The organism is Micromonospora lutea, from assembly GCF_016863535.1.
GTDB classification, from domain to species: Bacteria; Actinomycetota; Actinomycetes; order Mycobacteriales; family Micromonosporaceae; genus Micromonospora; species Micromonospora lutea.
Genome location: NZ_BOPB01000026.1, coordinates 16,138 through 40,094 on the forward strand (window position 1 = coordinate 16,138; position 23,957 = coordinate 40,094).

The 23,957-nt window shown below is 68.4% G+C and carries 18 protein-coding genes; 11 read left to right on the forward strand and 7 right to left on the reverse strand.

Annotated features, from left to right (window positions below; genetic code table 11):
- Window positions 1-106 precede the first annotated feature (106 nt).
- Window positions 107-673 carry a hypothetical protein gene (locus Vlu01_RS21045; protein ID WP_204002263.1) on the forward strand — a complete coding sequence of 189 codons (567 nt, stop codon included), beginning with the start codon at window positions 107-109 and terminating at the stop codon, window positions 671-673.
- Here the strand turns inward: Vlu01_RS21045 and Vlu01_RS21050 are convergent.
- Window positions 569-1,243, reverse strand: coding sequence for a PadR family transcriptional regulator (locus tag Vlu01_RS21050; RefSeq protein WP_204002266.1), 675 nt, complete (start codon window positions 1,241-1,243; stop codon window positions 569-571). The genes Vlu01_RS21045 and Vlu01_RS21050 overlap by 105 nt on opposite strands.
- A gap of 54 nt (window positions 1,244-1,297) precedes the next feature.
- On the opposite strand from Vlu01_RS21050, the gene Vlu01_RS21055 reads away from it, so the two are divergent.
- Window positions 1,298-2,446 (forward strand): serine hydrolase domain-containing protein, encoded by a 1,149-nt coding sequence (locus Vlu01_RS21055; protein WP_204002270.1) that lies wholly within the window; start codon window positions 1,298-1,300, stop codon window positions 2,444-2,446.
- A gap of 63 nt (window positions 2,447-2,509) precedes the next feature.
- On the opposite strand, the gene Vlu01_RS21060 is transcribed toward Vlu01_RS21055, so the two are convergent.
- Complete coding sequence (locus Vlu01_RS21060) at window positions 2,510-2,767, reverse strand: hypothetical protein (protein ID WP_204002273.1); 258 nt, start codon at window positions 2,765-2,767, stop codon at window positions 2,510-2,512.
- A 402-nt stretch (window positions 2,768-3,169) separates the two neighbouring features.
- Between Vlu01_RS21060 and Vlu01_RS21065 the strand changes: the two genes are divergently transcribed.
- The 3 genes from Vlu01_RS21065 (at window position 3,170) to Vlu01_RS21075 (ending at window position 4,954) form a co-directional block, all read left to right on the forward strand.
- On the forward strand, window positions 3,170-3,892 hold the full coding sequence (locus Vlu01_RS21065) for a hypothetical protein (RefSeq protein WP_204002276.1): 723 nt from the start codon (window positions 3,170-3,172) through the stop codon (window positions 3,890-3,892).
- Between the two features lie 131 nt (window positions 3,893-4,023).
- A complete protein-coding gene (locus Vlu01_RS21070) occupies window positions 4,024-4,749 on the forward strand; it encodes a hypothetical protein (protein WP_204002279.1) in 726 nt (241 codons plus the stop codon).
- Between the two features lie 58 nt (window positions 4,750-4,807).
- Entirely contained in the window at window positions 4,808-4,954 is a 147-nt protein-coding gene (locus tag Vlu01_RS21075) for a hypothetical protein (protein ID WP_204002281.1), read from the forward strand.
- 202 nt (window positions 4,955-5,156) lie between these two features.
- Here the strand turns inward: Vlu01_RS21075 and Vlu01_RS21080 are convergent, their stop codons facing one another.
- Window positions 5,157-5,660, reverse strand: a complete 504-nt coding sequence (locus Vlu01_RS21080; protein ID WP_239096031.1) for a MarR family winged helix-turn-helix transcriptional regulator — start codon at window positions 5,658-5,660, stop codon at window positions 5,157-5,159.
- Window positions 5,661-5,768: 108 nt separating this feature from the next.
- Here Vlu01_RS21080 and Vlu01_RS21085 point away from each other — a divergent pair, with 108 nt between their 5' ends.
- Window positions 5,769-6,209: a MarR family winged helix-turn-helix transcriptional regulator gene (locus tag Vlu01_RS21085; protein WP_204002283.1), complete on the forward strand. Its 441-nt coding sequence runs from the start codon at window positions 5,769-5,771 to the stop codon at window positions 6,207-6,209.
- 528 nt (window positions 6,210-6,737) lie between these two features.
- A complete protein-coding gene (locus Vlu01_RS21090) occupies window positions 6,738-7,316 on the forward strand; it encodes a hypothetical protein (protein WP_204002285.1) in 579 nt (192 codons plus the stop codon).
- A 27-nt stretch (window positions 7,317-7,343) separates the two neighbouring features.
- Here Vlu01_RS21090 and Vlu01_RS21095 read toward each other — a convergent pair whose 3' ends face one another.
- From Vlu01_RS21095 to Vlu01_RS21105, 3 genes are read right to left on the reverse strand one after another with little or no spacing between them, the layout of a single operon-like run.
- Entirely contained in the window at window positions 7,344-8,654 is a 1,311-nt protein-coding gene (locus Vlu01_RS21095) for a serine/threonine-protein kinase (protein ID WP_204002286.1), read from the reverse strand.
- 53 nt (window positions 8,655-8,707) lie between these two features.
- Window positions 8,708-10,867 carry a UvrD-helicase domain-containing protein gene (locus Vlu01_RS21100; RefSeq protein WP_204002287.1) on the reverse strand — a complete coding sequence of 720 codons (2,160 nt, stop codon included), beginning with the start codon at window positions 10,865-10,867 and terminating at the stop codon, window positions 8,708-8,710.
- On the reverse strand, window positions 10,867-17,286 hold the full coding sequence (locus Vlu01_RS21105; RefSeq protein ID WP_204002288.1) for a DEAD/DEAH box helicase: 6,420 nt from the start codon (window positions 17,284-17,286) through the stop codon (window positions 10,867-10,869). The genes Vlu01_RS21100 and Vlu01_RS21105 overlap by 1 nt, the downstream gene beginning before the upstream one ends.
- Before the next feature lie 262 nt (window positions 17,287-17,548).
- Here Vlu01_RS21105 and Vlu01_RS21110 point away from each other — a divergent pair, with 262 nt between their 5' ends.
- The gene (locus tag Vlu01_RS21110) at window positions 17,549-20,080 is read left to right on the forward strand and encodes a GmrSD restriction endonuclease domain-containing protein (RefSeq protein ID WP_204002289.1); all 2,532 of its coding nucleotides are present in this window, start codon (window positions 17,549-17,551) and stop codon (window positions 20,078-20,080) included.
- Window positions 20,081-20,102: 22 nt separating this feature from the next.
- On the opposite strand, the gene Vlu01_RS21115 is transcribed toward Vlu01_RS21110, so the two are convergent.
- Entirely contained in the window at window positions 20,103-20,495 is a 393-nt protein-coding gene (locus Vlu01_RS21115; protein ID WP_204002291.1) for a hypothetical protein, read from the reverse strand.
- A 112-nt stretch (window positions 20,496-20,607) separates the two neighbouring features.
- On the opposite strand from Vlu01_RS21115, the gene Vlu01_RS21120 reads away from it, so the two are divergent.
- The 3 genes from Vlu01_RS21120 (at window position 20,608) to Vlu01_RS21130 (ending at window position 23,941) form a co-directional block, all read left to right on the forward strand.
- Complete coding sequence (locus tag Vlu01_RS21120) at window positions 20,608-20,880, forward strand: hypothetical protein (RefSeq protein ID WP_204002293.1); 273 nt, start codon at window positions 20,608-20,610, stop codon at window positions 20,878-20,880.
- A complete protein-coding gene (locus tag Vlu01_RS21125) occupies window positions 20,873-21,484 on the forward strand; it encodes a DUF6879 family protein (protein WP_204002297.1) in 612 nt (203 codons plus the stop codon). Before Vlu01_RS21120 ends, Vlu01_RS21125 begins: the two co-directional genes overlap by 8 nt.
- Before the next feature lie 153 nt (window positions 21,485-21,637).
- Window positions 21,638-23,941, forward strand: a complete 2,304-nt coding sequence (locus Vlu01_RS21130; RefSeq protein WP_204002300.1) for an ATP-binding protein — start codon at window positions 21,638-21,640, stop codon at window positions 23,939-23,941.
- The last annotated feature ends 16 nt before the right edge of the window (window positions 23,942-23,957 follow it).

Genomic DNA, 23,957 nt, shown 5'->3' on the forward strand with positions numbered 1-23,957 from the left:
CTGTCGGATCGCCGTCAGAGCCACCCGAGACATGGATACATCTCTATATGTTTTCGGTGTTGCGGCACCTCGGTCATGCCATCCGTAGCACAGGGAAGGTGACCCCATGTCCGTCGACCACGTCCCGATCACGTCTCGCCCTCGCCGGCCATCGGCGCTGCTGCTGGTGCTCGGCCTGGTCGTCGGCCTGGTCGCCGCCACGGCACTGATCAGCCCCGCGAAAGCGCGGACCGTCACCCCGCTGTCCGCTGAACCCCTCTGCGCCACCGTAGGTTTCAGTCAGCCACCCGGCATCAGCAACCCGCTCGCCCTGACCTGGTCGCACATCGGCAACCGGACCAATGGCGGCGTCACCTACCGGTACTGGATGGTGCAGGAGTTACACGGCTCGACGCTGCTGTACCGAAACAGCTACGTGGCCCGATGCTCCGGCGTCACCCTGCTCTCCAGCGCCACGATCCCGACGAGCAGCGCCTTCGGCACACCATCCTGCACCAGCAGCGGCGACTACAGTCCGCCGACGTCGGCGAGCACCGAACGGTACGTCGGGCAACGCGCCTCCCGAGAATCATCGTTCATCGCGAACCTGACGTTCCGCTACTGGCACCGGGAACGACTCTCGATCGTCACCCTCACCTGGGTCTACGATTCCAGCTTCGTGGCCCGCTGCTGATTCACCACCACGACCTGATCGTGGGGCCGCGCACCCGTCCGGTGGTCCGCCGCGATCGGCGAGATCGCTGAACCAGGTGAGGGCGTGGCGTCCCGAGGCGATGCCGTAGTCCAGCGTCGCGCGCTGGTACGCCGCCACATCGCGGAACTCCGCAGGCACCTCCATCGCGTCGAGCTGCTTCTTGAGGGCGGTCAGGTTGGACAGGTCGGCTGCGGCCCGTTCCCGCATGCGTCGCAGCACCGGTGCGCGTTCCGCCGGGTCGAGCAGACCGAGGAAGAACAGTCGGGGAAGCGCCGCTGTCTCCAGGTCCGCTCCGCTGAGTTCACCGGCCATCCATCGGTGGAACTCCCGCCGTCCGGCCTCGGTCGCGCGATAGACCTTCTTGCCGCGTCCGCCCGGTTCGGTGCTGGCGACCTCGATGAGCCCCTTGCCGAGCAGCGTGTCGAGCGCCCGCTTGATGCTGCCGGAGCTGGCGCTGTAGAAGAGCGCGACACCCGCTTCGAAGCTCTTGATCAGGCCGTAGAGGCTCTGCGGGGCGAGGAGCAGCAGGCCCAGGATCACGTGTGCCACACCCGGGATCCTACCCGGTTGATTCTCTTAGACATGTCTAGTAGGCATGTTGCTATGCGAGCAGGTTCTCAGCGGCGTACGTTCACGGCAGCCGGCAACCGCATGACCGGCGCGGTCGACGCCGGCCTTACCGGCCTGGCGCGCAGGTTGGCCTCCCGACCCGGTCTGCACCACGTCAGCCTCGCCCTGTCCAGCACCGACGGGCAGCGCCACTGGTCGGGTGGGTCCGGGCCGGAGGGCGCCGACGAGCCGGAGGTGCGCCCCGAAACGCCCTTCTTCATCGCCTCGATCACGAAGCGGTTCATCATCACGCTGGTCCTGCAGGCCCACGAGCGCGGCGAACTCGACCTCGACGCCCCGATCACCACCTACCTGCCCGCGTCCGTCACCACCGGACTGCACGTGCGGCGCGGGGTGGATCAGACGCCACAGATCACCGTACGTCACCTGGCCAGCCACACCTCAGGGCTGCCGGACTTCTTCGAACGACGTCGCGGCGCACCCAGCCTCTACCGGCAGTTGCGCGCCGGGCACGACACGTCCTGGACATTCGACGACGTCATCGGCATCACCCGCGAGCAGCAGGGCCCCCACTTCAGCCCGCAGGACCTCGCCGCCGCGACGCAGCGGGCCCGCTACTCCGACACCGGCTTCCAATTGCTGATCCGGATCCTGGAGAGCGTCACCTCGTGCGGCTTTCCCGATCTCCTCGCCGAACGCCTCACCGGCCCGCTCGGCCTCAACCGCACCTGGCATCCCGCCGCCGAGCCCGCCGAGCCGGGTCTGCCCGCTCCCCTGCCCCTGTACGCCGGGCGGCGTCGGGTGGACGTGGGCGGAGTCATCGCATCGAGCAACGACCTCTACAGCACCACGAGCGATCTCCTCACCTTCGAGCGGGCGCTCCTGGCCGGCGAGCCCTTCGGTGACAGGAACACACGGTATCTGCTGACCGAGCGACGCAACCGGTTGCGTAACGCCCCGGTCCTCCGCTACGGGCTCGGCACCATGATCTTCACCGTCAACCGGCTGATGTCGCCGCTACGCGGGCCGGTGACCCTTGTGGGGCACTCGGGATCGACGGGCACCTGGCTGTTCACCTGCCCCGAACTCGACCTGCACCTGGCCGGCACCGTCGACCAGACCGAGGCGCGCGGCCTTCCCTTCCGGATCATGGCCGCCTGCCTGCGCATCTGGGCCGGCTAGAGCGTGGGTTTCAAACCCACACCCAGCCAGACGTCGCCGCCGCTGGCGCGGCTTCCCTTCGAGTTAGTTCAGCCCACCGAACTCGAAGGGCAGGGGAGGAACCAGACAGTTCTGCGCCACCATGATCGGCCGTATGATCTCCAGCTGCGCGAGGGCCCACGACCGCAGTGCCGGGTCCTGCGCCAGCCTCTCGTAGAAATGCCACTGCTCAGCCCACGCCGAGCACGTCGAGGCAAACGCCGGCTGTGGAACAGCAAGGCTCCCGCCGACCAGGGCAAACAGCGCGGCGAGCACGACGGCGGCTTTCCTGGTGCCGTTCACAATTCCTCCTCGAGAGTACCGACGAAAAAGTTGACCTGATTCTGCTGTCCAACCCCTCCGTTGTCGTTCCCGCTCACTGGCCGAATCTGTTACCACAGGCTGGATTGCGAAATTTCAGTCGCGGGGATAGGCCCAGCACGTCTCGGGTGGACGGGGTCTGGACAGGACGTAGCCACACCGACGAAAAACTCGACGAGCACGTGGTCGTCGAGCTGAGACGCCCGCTGAACCATGTGGTCGTCGGCACCACCCACACAACCGCCTGCGTGGGCGGCTACCCGAATGCAAAGCTCAGCCGGCTGTCCGGACCGCGCTTGACGTCGTGTGGATCAAGAAGGCAGTCTGTCCACAGTGGTCACAGTGTGGTGACGAAACGTGGTTACCGACAGTGGAGGTGTGCCGATGCGCGATGCGATTCGGCGATTCGGAGTGCTGGCAGCGATATCGGTGCTGTTCGGCGCGGGCATCCAGGTCATGATGCCATCACCGGCGGCAGCGAGCACCACCTCGATCTGCAAGTCGCAGCCGATTCCGGCCGGCTACGTCGCGGTGGCCGAAGGGTCGTCGCTCTCGTGCTCGGGCAACTTTCCCAACACCTGGACGATCACCCTGCCGGACAAGAACGGCACCGCGATGTGCCGGTTCGCGTCGCCGATTCCGTCGTCGGGCCGGTGGGTCATCGTGGCCGAGAACAACTCGCCGTTGTGCCCGGGCAGCTACCCCAACGTCTGGGAGATCAAGCAGGCACCGGTGAACGCCCCCATCGCCGTCTGCAAGATCTCCCCGATACCGCCAGCCTATGTGATCACCGCGCAGGGCACGTCGGCCCTGTGCCCCGGCACTTTCCCCAACACCTGGACCATCGAGGGGGCCACGGGGGCCAGCATCACGGTCTGCACGGTGTCCACTCTGCGCAGCTTCCACGTGATCACCGCGCAGGGGTATTCGCTGTCGTGCCCGGGTAGCTCCCCGAACACCTGGACCGTCCAGCGGCCGTTCAGCACCGGCACCACCGTGGCCTGCGCGGTGTCCCCGGTGCCGCAGTACTACGTGATGGTCGGCACCACCCACACGACCGCCTGCGTGGGCTCCTACCCGAACGCGAAGCTCATCCAGTCCGCCTGACCAGTGACATCACCGGGCGGGTCGCCTTCGTCGGCGGCCCGCCCGGTGATGTCAGGGCAGCGAGGTAAACTGTCCACAATGGTCACCAGGCGGTGGCGTACCGGGTTGATACGGACATTGGGGGTTTGTCGATGCGCGAGGCGATCCGGCGACTCGGGGTGCTGGCCGCGATATCGGTGCTGATCGGCGCGAGTGTCCAGCTCATGATGCCGGCACCGGCGGCGGCGAGCACCACGTCGATCTGCAAGTCGCAGCCGATCCCGGCCGGCTACGTCGTGACGGCCGAAGGGGTATCCCCCTCGTGCCCGGGCAACTACCCCAACACCTGGACGATCACCCTGCCGGACCCGAACGGCACCGCGATGTGCAAGGGGGTGACGGCGGTGCCGGACCGCTACGTGATCATCGCCGAAGGCAGCTCGGCCGAATGCCCGGGCAACTTCCCCAACACCTGGAGCATCCGCCAGGCACCGACCAACACCGCCATCTCGATCTGCAAGGTTTCTCCCCGGCCGGAGGGTTGGGTGATCACTGCCGAGGGCACCTCGGCCTCGTGCCCCGGCAGCTACCCCAACACCTGGACCATCGCGTACCCGGCAGTGGGCGCCACGGGGGGCATGACGGTCTGCTCGGTCTCCGACCTGCGCCCGCACTTCGTGATCACCGCGCAGGGCTATTCGCTGTCGTGCCCGGGTAACTCCCCCAACACCTGGTACATCCAGCGGGCCAACACTTCCGGCACCACCGTGATCTGCGCGATCTCGCCGTACCCGCCGCAGTTCGTGGTCGTCGGCACCACCAACACGTCCTCCTGCGTGACCGGATCCCCGAACGCAAAGATCATCCAGCGGGTCTGACGGCATTCGCCGGCACCCCCGACGGCACGGGGTCCGTCCGGGTGGTCCAAACCCGCCAATGCCCGTCTGGCTGATGTGGTACTTCGCCTCGCTGACCGTACTCGACCCGCTCGCAGCGCTGTTGCTGGCGCTGCGAGCAGGTCGAAGGACCGATGCTCGGCTGTGTCGTGCTGCCGCCGAAGGCACGCTGTTCCTCTCGACCTGACAGCGCAAACGAATCGGGCGACCGGCGGCTCATCGTCGGCGTGAGGGCTTCACGAGTGACAGCACCAACGGTTCAACTAGACAGGCCCCACACGAGGTATCAGCCGGCTCGCCGGTGGCCAGGCCACTCCACGCCCACCTTCCTGAACTCGCTGCCGTACCAGCTCGGGCATGCGCAGGCGGGCCACCGGCGTGGTGCCGGGTCAGGGGGCCGGCGGCTGGGGCATCTGCCGCGAGTGGTGGTCCAGTAGGCGGGTGAGTAGTTCCACGAACTGGTCGCGTTCGGCGGGGAGCAGCGGGGCGAGCAGCTCTTCGTGAAGGTCGTCCAGAACCTTGTCGAGGCGGCGCAGCTGCCGGCGGCCCTGGGTGGTGATCGTGATGACGTTGCGGCGGCGGTCACCGGCATCCGGCGCCCGTTCGACGAAGCCGCGCTCCGCCAGTTCATTGAGGACGCCGACCATGTCGCTGCGGTAGATGCCGGTACGTCGGCTCAGCGTCGCCTGGCTGGCCGGGCCGTACTCCTGCAACGAGGCGAGCACGGCGTAGTGCCACCGGCGGGCGTCGGCCTTGGCCAGCCCGCCGGTCACCAGCCGGTCCGACTGGGCGGTCAGCTGTGACAGCAGGCGGCTGGCGCGTCGGCGCAGCCGGTCCGGCGTCTGCATACCGCCGTGGTCGGGCATGTGCGCGGCTTCGGCTCTGCTGGTCATGACGCTGATCATACTCCTTGCGTTAGTTGGACTAACGGTCTACATTCGTTCTCACCCGAAACGTTAGATGAATAAACGTTAGAGCAGAAAACAGATTGGGAGGTCATCGTGACGACCCCGACCCCTGCCTTCGGCGCCGCGCTCATCGGCCAGACCGAAAAGGCGCTCAACGCGATCCTGGATCGGCAGCTCGCCGGGACCGGCATCACCGAAGCCCAGTGGGTGACCCTCACGCTGACCGTGGTCAGCGGCGACGACACCGAACGGGCCGAGCTCATCCACCGAGTCGGCGCTGCCACCCAGTTCAGCCCGGCGGCGGTGGCCGAACGCATCACCGAGCTGACCGCCGCAGGGCTCCTGCGCGACGGCGGCGACGGCCGCGTCCAGGTCACCGACGAAGGGCAGGCGCGCTGGACGCGAATCCGCACCGCGATCGGCCCGATCACCGAGCGGCTGTGGGGCGACCTGCCGGCCGAGGATCTGGCCACTGCGGGCCGTGTCCTGGGCATCGTCCTGGACAGGGCGAACGCGGTGCTGGTCTGCCGCTGAGCCCTCGGGGTTCGACTCCAGCACTTCCGCGACCCTTTGGACGTGGCACTACCGGGCCGACACCGAGAGGAATCCTGATCCACCGCGTTCTGGCCGCTGCCGCCGAAGGCACGCCGACCCTGTGAACCTGACAGCGCAAACGAATCGGGCGACCGGCGGCTCCTCCTGGAAACGGGACCTCGCCGGCGTGACAGCACGAACGGTTCAGCTCGACAGTTCTTACCCGATGCCACCTCGTCGAGGGGTCAGTTCTCGGATTCGTCAAGTCCCTCGTCGAGCAACAACTCACGATGCCGGGCCGGTGTCGGACTGGGCCGTGATCCGCGCGGCCGTGGGTCAACGCATTGTTTCCGCACCGTTAACGCTGCCGATCGGCATCGATTGAGGTCCGGCGTAGGGCATGAAGCGGCGCGGGCGCCTTCCGCCCGGAACGACCCCTGGTACGGACGGTCATCTCGAACTCACCGGGTCGAGCCAGCAGCCGGCCGCGCATTGCCACCAGCCCGACTGTGCTGGCACACTCCCGCTGTGATGATCTTGCCGTCCCGAGCAGCGCTGGTCGCAGCTATGAGCGCCATGGCATCCGTCCTGCTGCTGACCGGCTGTGCCAGCAACGATGAGCCGGCACCTGCGGTACCGGCCAGCGTGATCCACACCGTGCCGACCGACCTCTGCGACCGCATCGACTACACGATCGCCAACCCGGCCTTCCGCGAGGCGATGCCGATTCCGCCAAAGGATCTCGACCGGGGCCCCGATTTCCGGTGCGCCCAGGGATTCTTCGGCGGAGACGGGTACGCGGGCGGGTTCGTGACTGCGCGCGTGCAGACGTTCGGCAGCAGGGACGAGGCGCGCACCGGGTTCGAGCGGAGCGCCCCTGCTAGCACGGCCCAACCCTTCGAGGGCGGCTCCGACATCGTGGCGGATGCCGTCCGCTACCAAAACGTTTCCGAGGAGGATACAAAGGTTGAGGTGCTGGACGCCAACGTGATCGTGGAGGTCCGGTTGACTGCGCCGAACCCGGTGAGTGACGAGCAGGCCCCGCAGCTTCCGCCGGCATCAGTAAAGATCGCAATCCAGACGCTGGAACTCATACGCTCGTCGTAAGGCAACTCGAGATCCCTGGCCCTCGCATCATCGGGACGGCTGCTCACGCCGACGAGGTGGGTCTATGCGATCGTGTCTCAACCAGGGCGAAGGGGCGTTGCTTCGGTTCCCGTCAACCCCATCTCCAGCCGGCAGGCGGCTGCCTGCCGGCGGCACTCCTCGGCCAGGGCCCTGCTCGTCCTCTGACCGGTCTAGATCATGTGCCAGTGTCTTGAACGCTGCTTCTGCACACCGGAAGTAACCGGCAAGCATGTACAGGTTCGCGATATCCGTCCGTAAAGCGACCTTGTCTGGGGTGACCGTACCGGCATCAGGAGGCAGGGAGGACAGGAGACGCTCCAACACATCGGCCGCCTGCACGAACCGCTCCTGCTCGGCCAGTTCGTGCGCCTGCGCCCCCAACTCGGTCAGCTCCAGCGGCGTTCGCTGAGCTGGCACGGGGTCGGACGCGGGCCGAGGACCGAGCAGTGCTGGCATCACTGGAGGCATAGCGTTGTCGCTGACGAAGGGCGTCAGGAGGTGCTCGACTTCGAGGGCCGACGCCGGCCGCTCCGCGGGCTCCTTGGCGAGTAGGCAGAACACTAGATGCGCCAGGTCGTCCGGCACGTCCGACCGATACTCGGTGATGACGGGGATCGGCGAGTGCAGGTGTCGGCGCAGCATGTCGGGGGCGTTCGACGCCTCGTACGGCGGCTTACCGGCGAGCATCTCGAAGAGGATGCAACCCAGGGCGTAAAGGTCGGTGGCAGGTCCGATCGGGCCGCCTGCCGCCTGCTCAGGGGCGATGTAGGCCGGGGTGCCGACGGTGCGGCCGGTGGCGGTGAGTCGCGAAGCCTCGGGCGGGCCGAGCAGGGCAGCGACGCCAAAGTCCAAGACCTTCACCGCACCCGATTCCGCGATCATGATGTTCTGAGGCTTGAGGTCGCGGTGCACGAGGGATGCGGCGTGAGCGGTGGCGAGCACGGAGCAGATCTGCGCGCCGATGGCGGCCGCCTCACCCACGGACAGTTGCTCCTGCTCGGCGATGTGGTCGGCGAGGACGATTCCCCGGATGAGCTGCATGACGAGGTAGAGGTCGTCGCCGTGCTCACCGAGATCGTGGACGGCGGGTACGCCATGGTGCTCGAGACGGGCGGTGGCCCGCGCCTCGCGCCGGAACCGCTTGACCGCGACCTCGCGCTCGTCCTCCGGCACCTCCAGTTGCCGGAGGAACTTGATCGCCACCGGCCGGTCGAGTCGCTCGTCGAAGCCGGCCCAGACCTGGCCCATGCCGCCGCGCCCGATCGGGTAGGTCAACTCGTACCGGTCCCCGATGCGGTCCCCTGCCTGCACGCTCACCTCCCAAACGTTCGAGCCGCCCATCACTGCGACCGGATCGGTGCGAAGGGTCGCTATCGCTGGACGAGTCGGCTGGTGAGGAATGGGCTCGGCGTGCCGTGCCAGAACACCGCCAGTTCGTCTCGGGGGCGGGTGGCGGCGACGAACAAGAGGGACCTGTCCCGCTGGCGCTCACGCTGGTAACGCTTCGGATCGGTGTCCCGGTACCGATTGATCATTTGCCGGGGCACGAGACCGTCGCTGACCCCCGCGATGATCATGCGCTGGTATTCGAGACCCTTGAACCGGTGCATGGTGCCGACATGGACGCCGTCGGGCTGCTTCGGGCCGTCGGGGCCGATCTCAACGGCAGGCAGTCCGTCGGCCTCCAACCGGCTGATCACATCCGCCGCCAGTTCCCGTGTCGGTACACAGATCGCCACCGTGCCGTCGGTCGGATCGTCCCACGCCCGCAGTTGCTCAGCGATCAGATCCCGCTCCTGCGACCACGTCGGCGCGCCCCGGAACACCGGCCGGGCGCCCCTCAGCAGCGAGCGGTAACCGGCCAGGTCCTCCTCGCCGCCGTCCAGGTCGTCGTACACCTCACCGGTCATGATCTGCAGGGCGTCGGCCAGGATCTGCCGGGTCGTGCGGTAGCTCAGGGTGAGTCTGGACGAGCGGCCCCGGATGTTGATGCCGAGGCTGCCCAGCGTGACATGGTTGTCATAGATGCGCTGGTGGGTGTCGCCGGTGAGGAACATGTCGTCCGGCCCGGGGGCGACCATCGCCCGCAGCATCTTCCAGTGGGCGGCGCTGAGGTCCTGCGCCTCATCGACCACCACGTGCCGGTAGCGCGGCCGGTGGAAGCCTCCGGAGGATTCATCGCCGGCGGCGGCCCGGTCCATCTCAAGGCGCGCTGCTCGCTGGGCGACCTGTCGCCAGGTCCAGACGCCTCGCGCTTCGAGCCAGGTGGTGAAGCGTTCCGTCAGCTGCCAGATCTGGTCCCGCTCGACCCGGGTCAGGCTGCGACCCCGGTTGGGGCGCCGTGCCTTGAAATACTCGTTCCGTGAGTTGAGCACCTGGCCCAGAATCACCTGGTTCCACTCGGCGGCGAGGAACTCCGCGTCCCAGCCGGACTCACCGGTCTCGACCAGGAAATCGCTCCACAGGTCGGGGACCTGATTGTCGTCGACGACTCGCCGGCTGCCGCCCGCCTTCGCCTCGGTCACCACCCGGCTGGCCAGCCGGTCGATGTTGACGATGTCGACGCGGGCCACCAGTTCCTGGCCACCGAGGGCCAGCAGCCGGGTCCGCAGGTCGGCGGCGAGGTTGCGGTTGAAGGTGGTGAGCAGGATGGGTTTGTCCGTGCCGGACGGCAACTGCCGGGCGAGGTGCGCAACCCGGTGCAGCGCGACGATCGTCTTGCCGGTGCCGGGTCCGCCACCGACCCGGGCAGGGCCCTTGTACGGCTTCTCGACCAGCTTGCGCTGGGTCGGGTGCAGGAAGATCTGCCACCGCTCGAAGGCCTCGGCGATGACCGCTTGGAGCGCCTCGTCGTCCGAGGTCACCTGGGTGGCCGGGCGTTCCACGGCCGCCTCGAAGTCCTCCGGGTCGACCGGATCCTCGGCACGCACCGGATCGGTGACCTGCTTGAGCACCTCGTCGTAGGGGGTGCCGTCGAAGAGCGCGAAGAGCACGTCGGTGGTGAGCTGCGGTGCCCGGTCGAGCAGTTCGAGCAGCTCGACCTCGGTGGTGAGTTCGCGGATCTGCGGCAGCAGCGGCTCGGAGACGCCCAGTTCCAGCAGCTGCGCGTCGGTGTACGCCGCGAAGAGCGGCTTCTGCGCGGGCTCCGGCTCGACGTCCGGCGGCACCACCCGCCCGACGATGCTGTCCCCCATCGGTGCCAGGTCGACGACCTCGATGCCACCGGTGACCCGGTTGATCCGGTACGCGTACCGCGACAGGTCGTCGTACACCTCGCCCCGGTGCTTGACCGCGACGAGCAGGTAGTCACGTTCGGCGATGTGCAGGAGCAGTGCCCGGTAGTCCCTGTTCACCCGCGCTGACATCAGCCGGGAGTCGCCGCTCAGCGACTTGAGTTTGAGTCCCGGGTTCTCCGGGTTGTGCCGGAACTTGTGCATGAACTCGTAGACCGCGCCGATGTCGGCACGGTTGAGCTTCATGACCTCCTTGTCGGCCCGGTCCAGCATGCGCAGGGTGGCTCCGGTCCCCATCAGCTCACTCCCCCACTCGGCTGCACCAGCTGTGCTGCCAACTCCTGGACCGACCACTCCCGAGCGGTCCGCGCGTGCCAGCCCGCCTCGGCGTACGCCCGGTCACGGTCCTCGATCTCCGGATCCCCGGACGGCCCGGTGAGCACGATGGCGATCCGGTGCTCGGGCCAGGCCAGCTCGGCCTGCCAACCCTGGTCGCCGAGCTCGTAGCCGACCACCGGCGTGGGCAGGTTCTGTCCAGCGAGCTGCTGTACGAGCGCTTCCAGAGTGCCTTCGTCCGGGTCCACGTACCGCAGGACGTCGCGCCACGGCGACTCGTCGGCGACCGAAGCCGCCTCGGTCGGCGTCGGCTGCGGCGCGACACCGAGCCAGGTGGCCGTCTCATCGTCCAACGGCAGCGAGCGGCGGGTCGACACCAGTCCGGTGCCCTCGGTGACCGCCATCGAGGCCGGCTCGAAGGCATCGACCGCGGAGACCGCGAGCTGGCCGGCGTCCCCGCCGCCGTTGGCGAGGAACTGGATGACGTTGCCCCACGCCAGCCAGGCGGCCCAGCGCTCCCGGTGCCCCAAGCCGGCCACGGCGGCCGGCAGGTCGTCGAGAACGGCGAGCGCCGACATGGTCGGCAGCGGCTTGGTGCGCGCGTCCAGCACGACCGTCACCGGGCAGTCCGCGTTGTCGTGGGCACGGGCGACCATGATGTGCCCGGCTGTCGGCGCGGGTAGGGGCTCTCCGCGCAGGGCGGCGGTCACCCGTTCCGGAACCCCGGCGGAGTCGGTGGTGCTCTTGTCCCGGGCCTGCTTGAGCATGCCCCACAGAGTCGCCTCCGCCCGCCGCTGCCAGCGGGCGAGATCCGGGTCGGCGAGGAAGCGCATGAGCTGGTCGATGGGGTTGACCCAGATCGCCTCCTCCAGCTCCACCGGGTCCCCGCCGGGCAGCAGGGCGCGAAACTTGTCCCGGGCGGTCTGCTTGCTCAGCCCGCCGTACGGCATCCACCGCCCGTCGGAGCCGTTCCAGGTCTTGACGTCGTCCCAGGTGGCGGCGAAGACGAGATAGCCGTGGGCGCGCAGTCGCGCACGCTTCTCCGCATCGTCGGCGAGGCGGTTGTACTGGGACGAGGCGTGGTACTTGAAGCCGTCGAGGTAGACCGCCACGTCGGGCGAGGTTCCGTCGAGGCGTGTGAAGTGCACGTCCGGACGGGTGCCCTTGACGGTGTTCTGCAGTTTCATCTGCCAGTGCGTGACGTGCCGGCCACCGTCGCGGACGAATCTGAGGTCGGCGATGCGGGCCCCGTCGTGATCCGTCCGCCGGTCGATACGCAGCCCGGAGCCCGGCGTCTCGCCGAGGGCGAGCAGCTTGGTCAGGAACTGCAGCTCCAACTCGCTCTCCACCTGCTGGATCAGCGAGATCTCGTCGGTACGGGTGCCCTCCTCGACATCCCAGGTCTCGAGGAGCTTGTCGAGCATGCCGAGCGCCTCGTCGCGGCTCATCAACGCGAAGTGCTCGTTGCGGGCGTAGCGCAGCAGGCACCGGTGGCACACCGGCTTCGCCTCGTGCCGGCAGTCGCAGTCGGCGATGCGCTGCCGGGCCAGCTCCAGGACGGCGCGGAACTCCTCCGGCTTGGCCAAGCGATGGAGATAGCCGGTGCCCTGCGGTTGGGTGTCGTAGACGACCACGAAGTTGCGGGTCCCATCGCTCTGCCCGTCGGGCATCGTGGCGGAAACGGCTTGCAGGTGGGCGGGCTCACCGCCGTACTGGGCCGCGATGCCGAGCCGGATCGCGGCGGCGAAGGACAGCAGCCGCTCCTGCACCATCGCGGTCGCCGCCGGGATGAGGATGCGCAGTGCCTCGGTCTCCAGCTGGTGGGCCAGGATCAGGTCGACGTGGGTGTCGGGTGCCGCCGCCGAGCGCCGGTACGGGCACCAGGGCCGGTGGTGCTCCGCGCCCTGCACGACGGTCGCACCGGAGGCGTGCGCGGCGAGCTGTTGGCTGACCGCCGGGAGACCGTCCACGGTGGTGCCACCGCAGGAGGTGCAGGTGTGGAACTTGTTGATCCGCACCTCCTCGCCGGCGAAGAGCTCGGCGGCCCGGTCGTAGCGCTGGGCACCGAGGTTGAAGTGGCGGATCATGGCGTGCCGGCTGTAGTCGACGCCGAAGGTGTCGCGGGCGTGCCGCCAGGACGACTCGACCTTGGCCGGGTCGATGTCGACGGCCACCGTGGTGGCATAGAAGCGGCGGTCCCGGTCGTCGCTGTCGTCGCGGATCCGGGCGTCGTCGCGCTTGTCCCGGCTGTAGACCCGGGTGGGCGCAAGCACCTGGAAGAGCCGGCCGTGGTCGGCGATGCCGCGGTCCGCGCAACGCGGGCAGGCGCTGGTGTCCTCCTTGGCCAGGTGGGTGCGCACGTAACCGCACTGGGCGCAGACCCGCCACTGTTCGTACGCGGGCCGGTCGGGCGGGCCGACGTCGAGCCCGGAGATCTCGTGCCGGTAGCCACGCACGTAGTAACTGTTGCCGGGAGCGATCTCCACCAGGGCCGGGCGGGCAGGGCGGGCGTACTCGCGCAGCTCGCTGTGGAACCGCCGGTCACCGTCGGTCTGCTCCTCCCAGGTCAGGGTGGCTTCCAGGTCGGTACGGCTGTCGATGAGCGCGTAGTTCGGCAGCAGCCCGAACTCGACCAGGGTGCCGTGCGCGGCAGCCGCGCTCACCTCCCGCAGACGGCGGCGGACCGCGCCCTGCTCCGCCTTGAGCATCCTGATCTCGCGGGCGTGGTCCGGGTCGCTCGGCACGAGCGTGCCACGAGCGGTGTCGATCTCATGGAGTCGGCGTCGCAGGTCGGCCAGCCGCTCCTCCCAGGCCTCGTCGGCCTCCTTCACCCGGTGGGTGATCCCGTCGATCGCGAACTCGCGCAGCTGGTCGGCGGCGGTCGGTGAAACCTTGTCCCCGAAGAGCGCCAGGAACTCCTCGACCAGCCGGGCGCCGTCACGGCAACCGGCCTCGGCGAGGTGGATGAGCCAGCCGGTCGGGCCGAACAGGATGTGTGCCTTCCGGGGCATCGGCAGCACACCGGGCAGCCGCCCGCGGGCGGCCAGGTCGATCAGGTGCGCCAGGTACTGCCGGCGCAGGATCTCCACGGCGGAGAGGAAACAGCCGGGCGGCACGATCTGCCCAGCGATCATGTCCCGCGGCTCGGTCAGGTAGTAGCGGTCCCGCTCACTGCGGCCGACCAGGGTGAGCACGAACGCGTTGCCGCTCTGACGGCCGGCGCGACCGGCCCGCTGCACGTAGTTGGCCGGCCCGTGCGGGAGGGACGCCAGCACGACCGCGGAGAGCGCCCCGATGTCGATACCCATCTCCAGGGTGGGCGTGCAGGACAGCACGTTCGGGTCGGTGTAGCGCTGGCCCTCACGGAACTGCTTCTCCACGGTTTCCCGCTGGGCTCGGGTGAGCATGCCGGTGTGCTCGCCGGTGACGACACGGAAGACGGAGCTCTCCAGGTAGAGCCGGCGGTAGTAGTCGTCCGGTGCGGTGTCGTCGTAAGCGGCCCGCAGCCGGCCCCGGCAGCGATACTGCCGGCAGGGCTGACCGATCCAGTCGGCGACGCGCTCTGGGTGTTCGGTCTGCTGCCAGTGGCAGGTGTCGCAGCCGACTCCGGCGCGTACGGCCTGCCCGTCGTCGAGCCGGGTGACCCGCAGGTGGCCGGGCATCAGCCCGTACACCGTGTTGCCGTCCTCGGTGTCACCGGCGGCGACGATGCCGGCGGTGGCCAGGGCCGGCAGCAGGCGGGCCAGGTAGGGGCCGGCGTCGCCGGGGTCCAGGCCGAGGCACCGCGAGGTCCAGTCCTGGTACCAGTTGCCGCGCGCGTTGATCGCGTCGAACTCGGAGCGGGACTTCGACGTCGCCAGGAGGAACGCCGGTGCGGACAGGCCCTTCGGGAAGGCGGGCATGCCGGCCGGACGGCCACCCCAGACCTGCCACCGGGTGCCGCCACGCCTCAGGTACGGCACCAGCCACTCGTGGTAGACCGCGCCCCGGCTCCGCAGCCGTTCCAGCAGGCCGCGGAGGAAGGCGAGGTAGCGGGCGGCGTCCGGTGGCGCGGCACCGAGCTGGCCGGCACCGGTGAGGTGTACGTCCCGGCAGATCGCGGCGGCCGTGGCGGGATCGTCGAGGGCGACCTCGACGGCGACGCTGCGGGTCAGCTCCAGGGTACGACCCTGACGAGAACGCAGCCCGGTCTCCATCACGGTGGCGAAGACGAGCCGTTCGCTGATCAGCGACCAGGTCTCGCGGCTGCCGCTGTGCTCACCGGCGAGCAGGCTGTCGACCTCGGGCTGGTCGTGCAGGTCCGGTGGGACGACGGTGGAGAGGATTTCCGGCTGTGCCGCCTGCTTGACCATCTTCGCGACCAGGTCGTCCAGCCCGACGGGCTCGCCGGGCGAAAGCTGGTCAGCCAGCAGCGCGCGCAACGAGAAGGCGTACGACCGGTTGGCGACGAACCCGGCGCGATGCGCGGCATCCTGCACGGAGTCGTTGAACAGCAGCGTCTTCTTCTCGCGTTCGTCCAGTTCGCCGCCGGTGAAGAGCTGGGTGATCGCCACCGAGGCGAGGGTGGCCAGGCCGGCGCCGAGGAAGCGGATGCCGTGGTCCATCTGGCAGGAGGGGCAGCGATCCTTTTCCGCCGCGTCGATCGCGGAGAGGTCACCGAGCACGACGAACGTGTCATCGCCCGGTTCGGTGTCCCGCTGCGGGTCGAAGGGGCGCACCCGGCGGCCGTACTCCAGGACCAGCAGCCCAGCCGGCCGTTGGCGGATCTCGTCCCCGGTGGCGGCGATCAGCGCCCGGACCCGGCGCTTGTCCCGGCCGACGCTGGCCCGGTAGATCTTGTCCGGGTCGGTCTCCAGCTCCTGCGGGTCCTTCTCCGGCGACAGTGCCATCCAGCCGGAGCGACCGCAGTGCCGGCAGTAGACGGCGGGCAGCCGGGGGTAGCGGTTGTCAGCCACCACCACATCGGCGTCGGGCGCGTACGGATCCAGCTCGCGGGGCGGTTCGCCGTACCAGCCGAAGGCGGGCTGGTGGGAGGTGCCGCGCAGCAGCCGCGAGACGGCGCGTACCCAGAGGTGGGTTTCGATGTTGAGCAGCGGGCGACCCGGAGCGTCCGGGTTCTGCGCCATGGAGAGCAGCCCGACGAATCGGGCCAGCGCTTTCGCGGTGATCTCGGGGCGGGATCTCATTGCGCTGCCCCAGCCGGTGGCGTTCTTACGGGGCAGCACGTCGATGATCTCGCCGAGCGTGCCCGGTCGCGCCTGCAGCGAGTCGAGCACCGCCTTGGTCAGCGGGTGCTGGCGCAGCAGCTCACCGAGCCGGGTGGGGTCGTGCAGGCAGGGCTCGCCGACCACCAGCTCGGCGACCTCGGCCATCATCCGCTCGGGGTCCCGGTCGTCGACGGCGGCGAGTTGCTCCGGGCTGGGCAGCGGCAGGCTGAAGTCCTGCCGGATGATGAACTCGCCCGGCTCGTACCGGTCCTCCCCCACCAGCGACGCGGCATCGAAGGTGACGCCGAAGACCTGCTCGGCGACCTCCCGGATGGCGGTACGGCCGTCCCGGCCGCCGCCCTCACCGAGGGTGGCGGAGGTGGCGACCGGACAGATCGGGCCCAAGGGGCGTCCCGGCTCGGTGAGGCCGAGTGCGGCGGCGAGCCGGCGCAGCAGCATCGCCACGTCGGTGCCCTGCGCGCCGTCGTAGGTGTGGAACTCGTCCAGCACCACGTACGCCGGCTCGGCGCTCTCCCACAGCGGCAGGTCGTCGGCGCGCTGAAGCAGCAGGTCCAGCATCTTGTAGTTGGTGATCAGGATGTCCGGCGGGGTGCGGCGCATCTCCGACCGCTTGGTGAACACGTGCGGGTATTCGATGGCGGCGACGTCGCCGATGTAGAGGCCGGCGGTGACCCCGGCCAGCGCCGGGTCGGCGAGCAACTCGTTGATGCGGGACGTCTGGTCGGTGGCGAGGGCGTTCATCGGGTACAGCAGGATCGCCTTGATCCCGGGCTTCTCCTGCTGTCGCTGCCGCCGGCAGTGGTCGAGCACCGGGATCAGGAACGACTCCGTCTTGCCGGAGCCGGTGCCGGTGGTGATCAGCGTCGGCTCGGCCGCCTTCCCCTTGGTCGACAGCCGGGCGAACGCCTTCGCCTGGTGCAGGTAGGGGGTGAAGCCGGCCGGCGCCCAGTCCAGGCACGCCCGCCAGTCTCCCGCCGCCGGCCGGAAGGGGGTGCGGATCCGCAGGTACGGGCCACGGAAGATGCCCTGCTCCGGGTGGGAGAGGAAACCCTCCAGGCCCTGGCGTACGCCTTCCTCGGTCAAACCGAAGGTGGTCGTCAGGTACTGCGTGAGGCTCCGGCGCAGGGTGTCAGCGGCGATCGTCGGTCTCATGAGCGGATCACCCGGCGCATGCTACTTCACCCCCCACCTGCCCTGACCTGGCCGACAAGCCACGAAGCGGCCGAGTCGGATTCACGACAGCTCACAGTGCAAGCCACGCGGAGCACCGTGCAAACCGATCCAGAGGGAGCACGACCTCGGCCGATCCGGCAGACAGGCATGGTCAGCCGCCTCTTAGCGCCGCGTTGAGTGCTGCACTACCCTTTGTGACTTATCTTGATCACGTACCGAAGCGATGAGGTGACAGCTTCCGATGGTCGCAGCGGCAGAGACCACCCTTCAGGGCCTACTCGAAGGCGCGAAGCAGTACCAGGTGCCTCTCTACCAGCGCACATATTCTTGGCAGGACCATCAGCTGGAACGTCTCTGGGAGGACATTGCCCGGCTCGCCGATGATCGAGCCGAGAACCCCAAGACGACACACTTCATCGGCTCACTGGTGCTGGCACCCAGCCCGAACAACGGCCCCGCCGGCGTCGGCGACTTCCTCGTGGTCGACGGCCAGCAGCGGTTAACGACCTTGTCCATCCTGCTGTGCGCGATCCGTGATCACCGGGTCGCCACCGAGGGTGACGAGCATCGCGACCGGCTGAACGACCAATATCTGATCAACAAATGGACGCCGCACCGCCGGTTGAAGCTTGTCCCCACCCAGGCCGACCTTGACGCATATCTCGCCTGTGTGGACTCTTCAGCGCAGATCGGCGGGGGTGCCGTCGGAGCCGCCTACCAATACTTCCGCGACCGGCTCAAGCCAGCCGACCAGGCGCAGGTGCAGCGCCTGGAGGACGCGGTGATCTTCGGGCTGGCCGTGGTTTCGGTAGTCGCGCACGCCGACGACAACGTCTACCGGATCTTCGAGTCGCTGAACAACACCGGCCTCAAGCTCACCCAGGCCGATCTGCTGCGCAATTACCTGTTCATGCGCCTGCCCAATCGCAGCAAGACCGTCTACGACGCGCACTGGCTGCCGTTGCAGCGGCGACTCAGCTCGCCCGAGTTGGAAGTGCTGTTCTGGCTGGATCTCGTGCACACCGATCCACGGATCACTCAGGGCGACACGTACGCGCGACAGCAGGCCCGGCTCGACCGGCTCAGCACGGAGGACGAGATTGAGGCAGAGGTCCGCAGGTTCGCCCGCCTCGGCGCACTGCTGGAACTCATCCTGCGCCCCGAGAAGGAGCAGGACCCGGACGTAAGGCTCCGACTGCAACGGCTACACGCCTGGGGTACCACTACCGTCTACCCGATCCTGCTGCACCTGCTGGACCGTCGCAGCCTGGGCACCGCGACCAGTGCAGAGGTCGCGTCGGCGATGCGGTACGTGGAAAGCTTCCTCGTCCGGCGACTGCTGATCGGCAGGGCCACCGCGAACATCAATCGCAATCTGCTCTCGATCGTCACGGAGATGGACAAGAGCCAGCCGGTTGACCAGGCGGTGCACTCCTACCTGTCGGCCGGTCGCAAGTACTACGCGACTGACGCCGACGTACGTCACGCGGTGCGATCGCTACCTTTCTACACCAACGGCCGCGCGTCGCAGCGCACGCTGGTGCTGCGCTGGTTGGAGCAGTCGTACGGCAGCAAGGAACCGGTCCTGCCCGAGAAGCTGACCATCGAACACGTCCTGCCGCAGAAGATCGGGCCGGAGTGGCAACGGATGCTCGCCGCAGACCTCGAACCGCATGAGAACGTCAACGAGGTGCACGAGGCACTCAAGCACACCTTGGGCAATCTCACTCTGACCGGATACAACGTGGAACTGGGCAACAGCCCGTTCGCGGTCAAGCGGGTCGAACTCGCTAAGAGCGGCGTACGCCTGACCCAGGACATAGTCGCCTGTGAACGTTGGGGTCGACCCCAGATCCATGCACGCGCCGACGCTCTCGCCGAACGGATCATCAACGTCTGGCCAGGTCCCACCGGACAGGCGACCGACCAGTCCGAGGTGCGCTGGGATCTGATGGATAAGGCGCTATCCGCTCTACCGGCCGGGTCCTGGACGACCTACGGGGACCTTGCCGCCCTGGTCGGCACCGCACCGCAGCCTGTCGGCAACCGGCTGCGCAGCGTGCCAGCACCCAACGCACACCGGGTGTTGCAGGTCGAAGGAACAATGGCCGCTGGTTTCCGGTGGCCAGACGGACGCACGGACGACCCAGTCGCGGTACTGCAGGCTGAAGGGGTCATGTTCGACCAGCACGGTCGCGCTGACCAGACCCAGCGCATCGACCTTGACGAGCTGGCGCAGCTGGTCGGGTTGGCACCCGATGAACTGCCGCGACGGATGCCCCGGCCGCGGCCCGGTGAAGGGCAGTCACTTGCCGACCGCTTCGTTGAGCAACTGAGCCTATTGCAGGACAAGACAGTCGTCGAGGCCACGCTGACGCTGCTTGAACATTGGATCGAGTTGGGCGGCACGCTGCTTTACGGCGGTGCGGCGGAGACCTCCTGCTTCCTCATGGCCCGTGAGCGCGGCCACCGGAACGGCGATATCTGGCCGATGACGCTCTATCCGAGCGGGAAGGTCGAGGTGGTATTCCAGCACTTGGCCAACCGCCCCCCCTTCGGGGATGTCGCGCTGCGCGAGCAGTTCCGGCAACGACTCAACCAGCTCCCGGACGTGAACATCGCTGCAGCGAAGCTCGCTTTACGCCCTGGCTTTCCACTTTCGATCCTCGCCGACAGCACCACCACGACGGCACTCGTGGAACATCTGCAGTGGTTCTACGAGCAGGCGCATCTGTCCGACCAGCCAGACGAGACGCTCGCGGTTCAGCAATGAACGTAGCCGAGAGTGCCTGTCCTCAAGTGGGGCGGCCACCGAAGGTGATGCCGCCGTGGACGTCGCGTGCCTGCACAACCGGCCCGCCGACATCACCGGACACCGTGTTCGTCACGTCTCCATGGATGTCCGCGACGATGGCCTGGACCTCTGCGAAGCGTGCGCGGAACTCGGCACCGAAGGTGGCGTCACGGCGGGCCTCCTGGTGCAGGAGCGCTGCGAGTCGATGGACCGCGTCAGGGGTAGGTTGCCGTAGGGCGACCTCGACCGTTTCCCGCGATGCGGTCTCCCGTCGGAACCGGTGCCGAAGGAACTCAGTCAGCCCGGTCACGGCGGACCGGGCGCCCTCGGCGAGGTTGGTGGTCACCCAGGTGACAAGTGTGGTCGCCGCCGCGAGCATGAGTGGATCGTCCATACCGCACTCCCCGGTTCGCCGTGATGCTCGAAGTCAGACATTACCGAACGTAATTCAGGGCCCTGAATGTTACTCTGAGTATCCAAACCAGCACAGCTTCAAAGGAGGCGCCGTGAGCGGACGTCGGTGGGAGGCGGATCCGTCTGCCCAGCTCAGCCGTCGTTGGGGCAAGTCTTCACACGAGCTGGGCAACACGTCCGGGGACGGCAGTTGTCCCGACATCTGGGAGTTGAGCAACGGCGATGTTGCGGTGATCGGGCAGGACCTCACCGACAGCTACCGAGATCGCCTGCCAGAAGGGGTCTCCGTCGACCCCGGCGAGCGGCTAATCATCATCCCCCGATCGACCATGCTCGCCGCGAAGGTGGACATCCCTGATGCATGACCTCCTCGACGGAGACCCAGGCGAGTTGCTGCCCCTAAACGCCTATTGGGCCGACTTCGACAAGCGATTCTGGACGACCGGCCCGCCCGGCTTTTGGAAGCTCGAACGGCAACAAACGTTCAAGGAGCCCAATGACGAGAGCTGGCAGGCGTTCGCCGCAGGCCGGTGGGACGAGTCGCTGCGGATTCTCGACGCCCGACGTTCTGAGTTTGAGGACTACTACCGGCGCATAGCCGACGGCGGGTTCGCCACTCGACGGGTGCGGGTGGTGCAACAGCCGCTGACGCCGTACCTGCAATGGGAGCTGCATGTGCTGCGGCTCCGCCACGAATACGGCGGCCTGACCCGCGTGGTGGGGGCCGACCGCGTCGTCGCCGCGGAGGCCGAGGGCGCGCTGCCGGAGATCTACACCCTCGGCACCGACGTGATGTACGAGGCGATCTACGACGCCGACGGAGTACTCGAAGCTGCTCGGCGGTGGCGGAACCCACGTGTGGTGGCGCGCTGCCAAGATTTCATCGAGTCCCTCTACAACGACGGTGAGCCGCTCGACGAGTACTTCGCGCGAGCGGTGGCGCCGCTGGAGCCGCCACGCCTGGACTGAGCGATGACCAACCGGGGCGCGGACGCACAAGAACCGGACGCACAAGGACCGGCCGGACGAGGACTGGGCGGACAACCGTCGGACGAGCGAGGACCGCAGCATGTCAACAGGTCAACGCTGTCCGGGCCCGCCGATCTCGTCCAGGCTCGTGATGTGTACGGCGGGGTGCACTTCCACTCCGGCGACCCCTCGCCCACGCACCCGCCGCCCCGACAGTTGCCCGGCGACGTACGCGGCTTCGTCAACCGGGTCAAAGAACTGGACTCACTGGACCGGCTGCTCGCCGATGAATCCGTCCGGGCCGCCCTCGTCGTCATCTGCGGCACCGCCGGCGTGGGCAAGACGGCACTGGCGCTGCGTTGGGCGCACGCCGTACGCCAGCATTTTCCGGACGGCCAGCTCTACGCGAACCTTCGTGGCTACGATCCGGGTCAGCCCAGCCGGCCGGAGCAAGTGCTCGACCGCTTCCTGCGGGCGCTCGGCATACCGTCATCCGCCATCCCGGCCGATCCTGAGGACCGTGAGGCGCTGTATCGCTCAAGGATCGCTGACCGGCGCGTCCTGGTGGTCCTGGACAACGCCGCCACCGTCCGCCAGGTGCGCCCGCTGCTACCGGGTACGAGTAGCTGCCTGGTGATCGTCACCAGCCGGACCATGCTCTCCGGTCTGGTCAGCCGCGACGGCGGGCGACGCCTCACGCTGCGCATGCTGTCCGAGGGCGACGCGGTGACGTTGCTGCACGAGGTGACAACCGGGTACCGCGCCGACGACGATCCGGCCGAGCTGGTCGAGTTGGCCCGTCTGTGCGCGAGGCTGCCGCTGGCGCTGCGGATCGCCGCGGAGCGGGCGGCGAGCCGGCCGTTCATGCCGCTGGCCGAATTGATCCAGGACCTGCGCGACGAGTCGGCTCTGTGGGACGCCCTCACCACTGACGACGGCGAGGAGGCTGACGCCGTACGGACGGTCTTCGCGTGGTCGTACCGAGCCCTGAACACCTCGGCCGCCCTGCTGTTCCGGCTGCTCGGTCTGCATCCCGGCCCGGACTTCAGCGCACCGGCCGCCGCCACGCTCGCCGGTCTGCCGATGTCGGCCGTCCGGCAGCCACTCGACGCCCTGGTGAGAGCTCACCTCCTGGAGCAGAGCGCACCCGGGCGATACCAGTTGCACGACCTGCTGCGCGCGTACGCGGTGGACCAGGTCAGACATCTGGAAAGTGACCAGAGTCGCCGGGCAGCGCTGGGTCGCGTGCTCAGCTGGTACCTGCACACGTGCGACGCGGCGCTGGGCCGTAGCCTCCCGTTCTACCGGACGGTGCCGCTGGACCCGCCGGCTGACGTCACGCCGCTGAGCTTCGACACGGCAGTGGAGGCTGACGCCTGGTTCACCGCCGAGCAGGACAATCTCGTCGCCGCCACCCATGCTGCTGTGGACGCCGAGCTGCCACAGGTCGCCTGGCAGCTGGCGGTCCTGCTGCGGAGCGTATTCATGCACCGCAACGCTTTCGACGCGTGGTTCGCCACCGCGCGGACCGGTCTCGCTGCCGCCCGGTCCCTACAGGACCGGCGTGCTGAAGCGGAGGCGCTGGAAAGCCTCGGCAAGGCCCACTTCCAGGCCCGCCAGTTGGCCGAGGCGGAGGAGCACCACCGGGCCGCGCTGGCGATCCGACGGGAGATCGGCGACGAGCACGGCACAGCGGTGTCGATCAACGCCCTGGGACTGCTGGCGTTGCGGCACCGCCGGCTCGCCGACGCCCTGACCTGGTTCGGCGAGAGCCTCGACATCTTCACCGAGCGCGGCGACCGGCGTTGGCGAGCCCTGCTGTTGAGCAATCTCGCGGAAACCCGGTACGAGTTGGGTGACCTCGCCGACGCCGTGACGCTGCTGCGGCAGGCACTGGCGGTGCAGCATGACATCGACGACCGTGGGCAGGAGGGAAACTCCCTCTTCTTCCTCAGCATGGTCCTGCGCGAACTCGGGCGCATCGAAGACGCCCGCGCGGCGATCGAGGCGGCGCTCACCATCGCAGAAAGCGGCAGCCCGGTGTGGCTGGCGCACTGGCTGGTCGAGTACGCACGGGTGCTGCGCGGCTTGAGTCGGCCCGCCGAAGCGCTGGAGGCGGTGCATCGCGCGGCGACAATCCAGCGCCGGTTGGGCGACCGCAGCCGGGAGGCGATGGCGCTGGACGGTGCCGGTGAGGCGTACCGGGAGCTGGGACAGCCGGACCAGGCGATCGCCTTCCATGTGCGGGCGGCGGCCGTGCACCGACAACTCGGCGACGACTGGCAGCTCGCTCTGACGCTGGATCACCTCGCTGCAGCGTTGACCACCGCTGGACGTCCCGAGGAGGCACCCCGTTGGTGGGGCGAGGCGATCGAGCGACTGGCCGGGTTTCCTGACCCCCGGGCGATGGAACTCCGGCACCGCATCGAGTCAGACCTGGGAGGCACCGCCGACTGAGGACGAAGACGCACGC

Excerpts from the sequence above, each read along its gene's own strand:
- Vlu01_RS21065 (WP_204002276.1), top strand. The coding sequence starts at position 3,170 with ATGCGCGATGCGATTCGGCGATTCGGAGTGCTGGCAGCGATATCGGTG.
- Vlu01_RS21100 (WP_204002287.1), bottom strand. The coding sequence starts at position 10,867 with ATGGGGACCGGAGCCACCCTGCGCATGCTGGACCGGGCCGACAAGGAG.
- Vlu01_RS21045 (WP_204002263.1), top strand. The coding sequence starts at position 107 with ATGTCCGTCGACCACGTCCCGATCACGTCTCGCCCTCGCCGGCCATCG.
- Vlu01_RS21080 (WP_239096031.1), bottom strand. The coding sequence starts at position 5,660 with ATGACCAGCAGAGCCGAAGCCGCGCACATGCCCGACCACGGCGGTATG.
- Vlu01_RS21115 (WP_204002291.1), bottom strand. The coding sequence starts at position 20,495 with ATGGACGATCCACTCATGCTCGCGGCGGCGACCACACTTGTCACCTGG.
- Vlu01_RS21110 (WP_204002289.1), top strand. The coding sequence starts at position 17,549 with ATGGTCGCAGCGGCAGAGACCACCCTTCAGGGCCTACTCGAAGGCGCG.
- Vlu01_RS21125 (WP_204002297.1), top strand. The coding sequence starts at position 20,873 with ATGCATGACCTCCTCGACGGAGACCCAGGCGAGTTGCTGCCCCTAAAC.
- Vlu01_RS21075 (WP_204002281.1), top strand. The coding sequence starts at position 4,808 with ATGCCCGTCTGGCTGATGTGGTACTTCGCCTCGCTGACCGTACTCGAC.
- Vlu01_RS21055 (WP_204002270.1), top strand. The coding sequence starts at position 1,298 with ATGCGAGCAGGTTCTCAGCGGCGTACGTTCACGGCAGCCGGCAACCGC.
- Vlu01_RS21070 (WP_204002279.1), top strand. The coding sequence starts at position 4,024 with ATGCGCGAGGCGATCCGGCGACTCGGGGTGCTGGCCGCGATATCGGTG.
- Vlu01_RS21105 (WP_204002288.1), bottom strand. The coding sequence starts at position 17,286 with ATGAGACCGACGATCGCCGCTGACACCCTGCGCCGGAGCCTCACGCAG.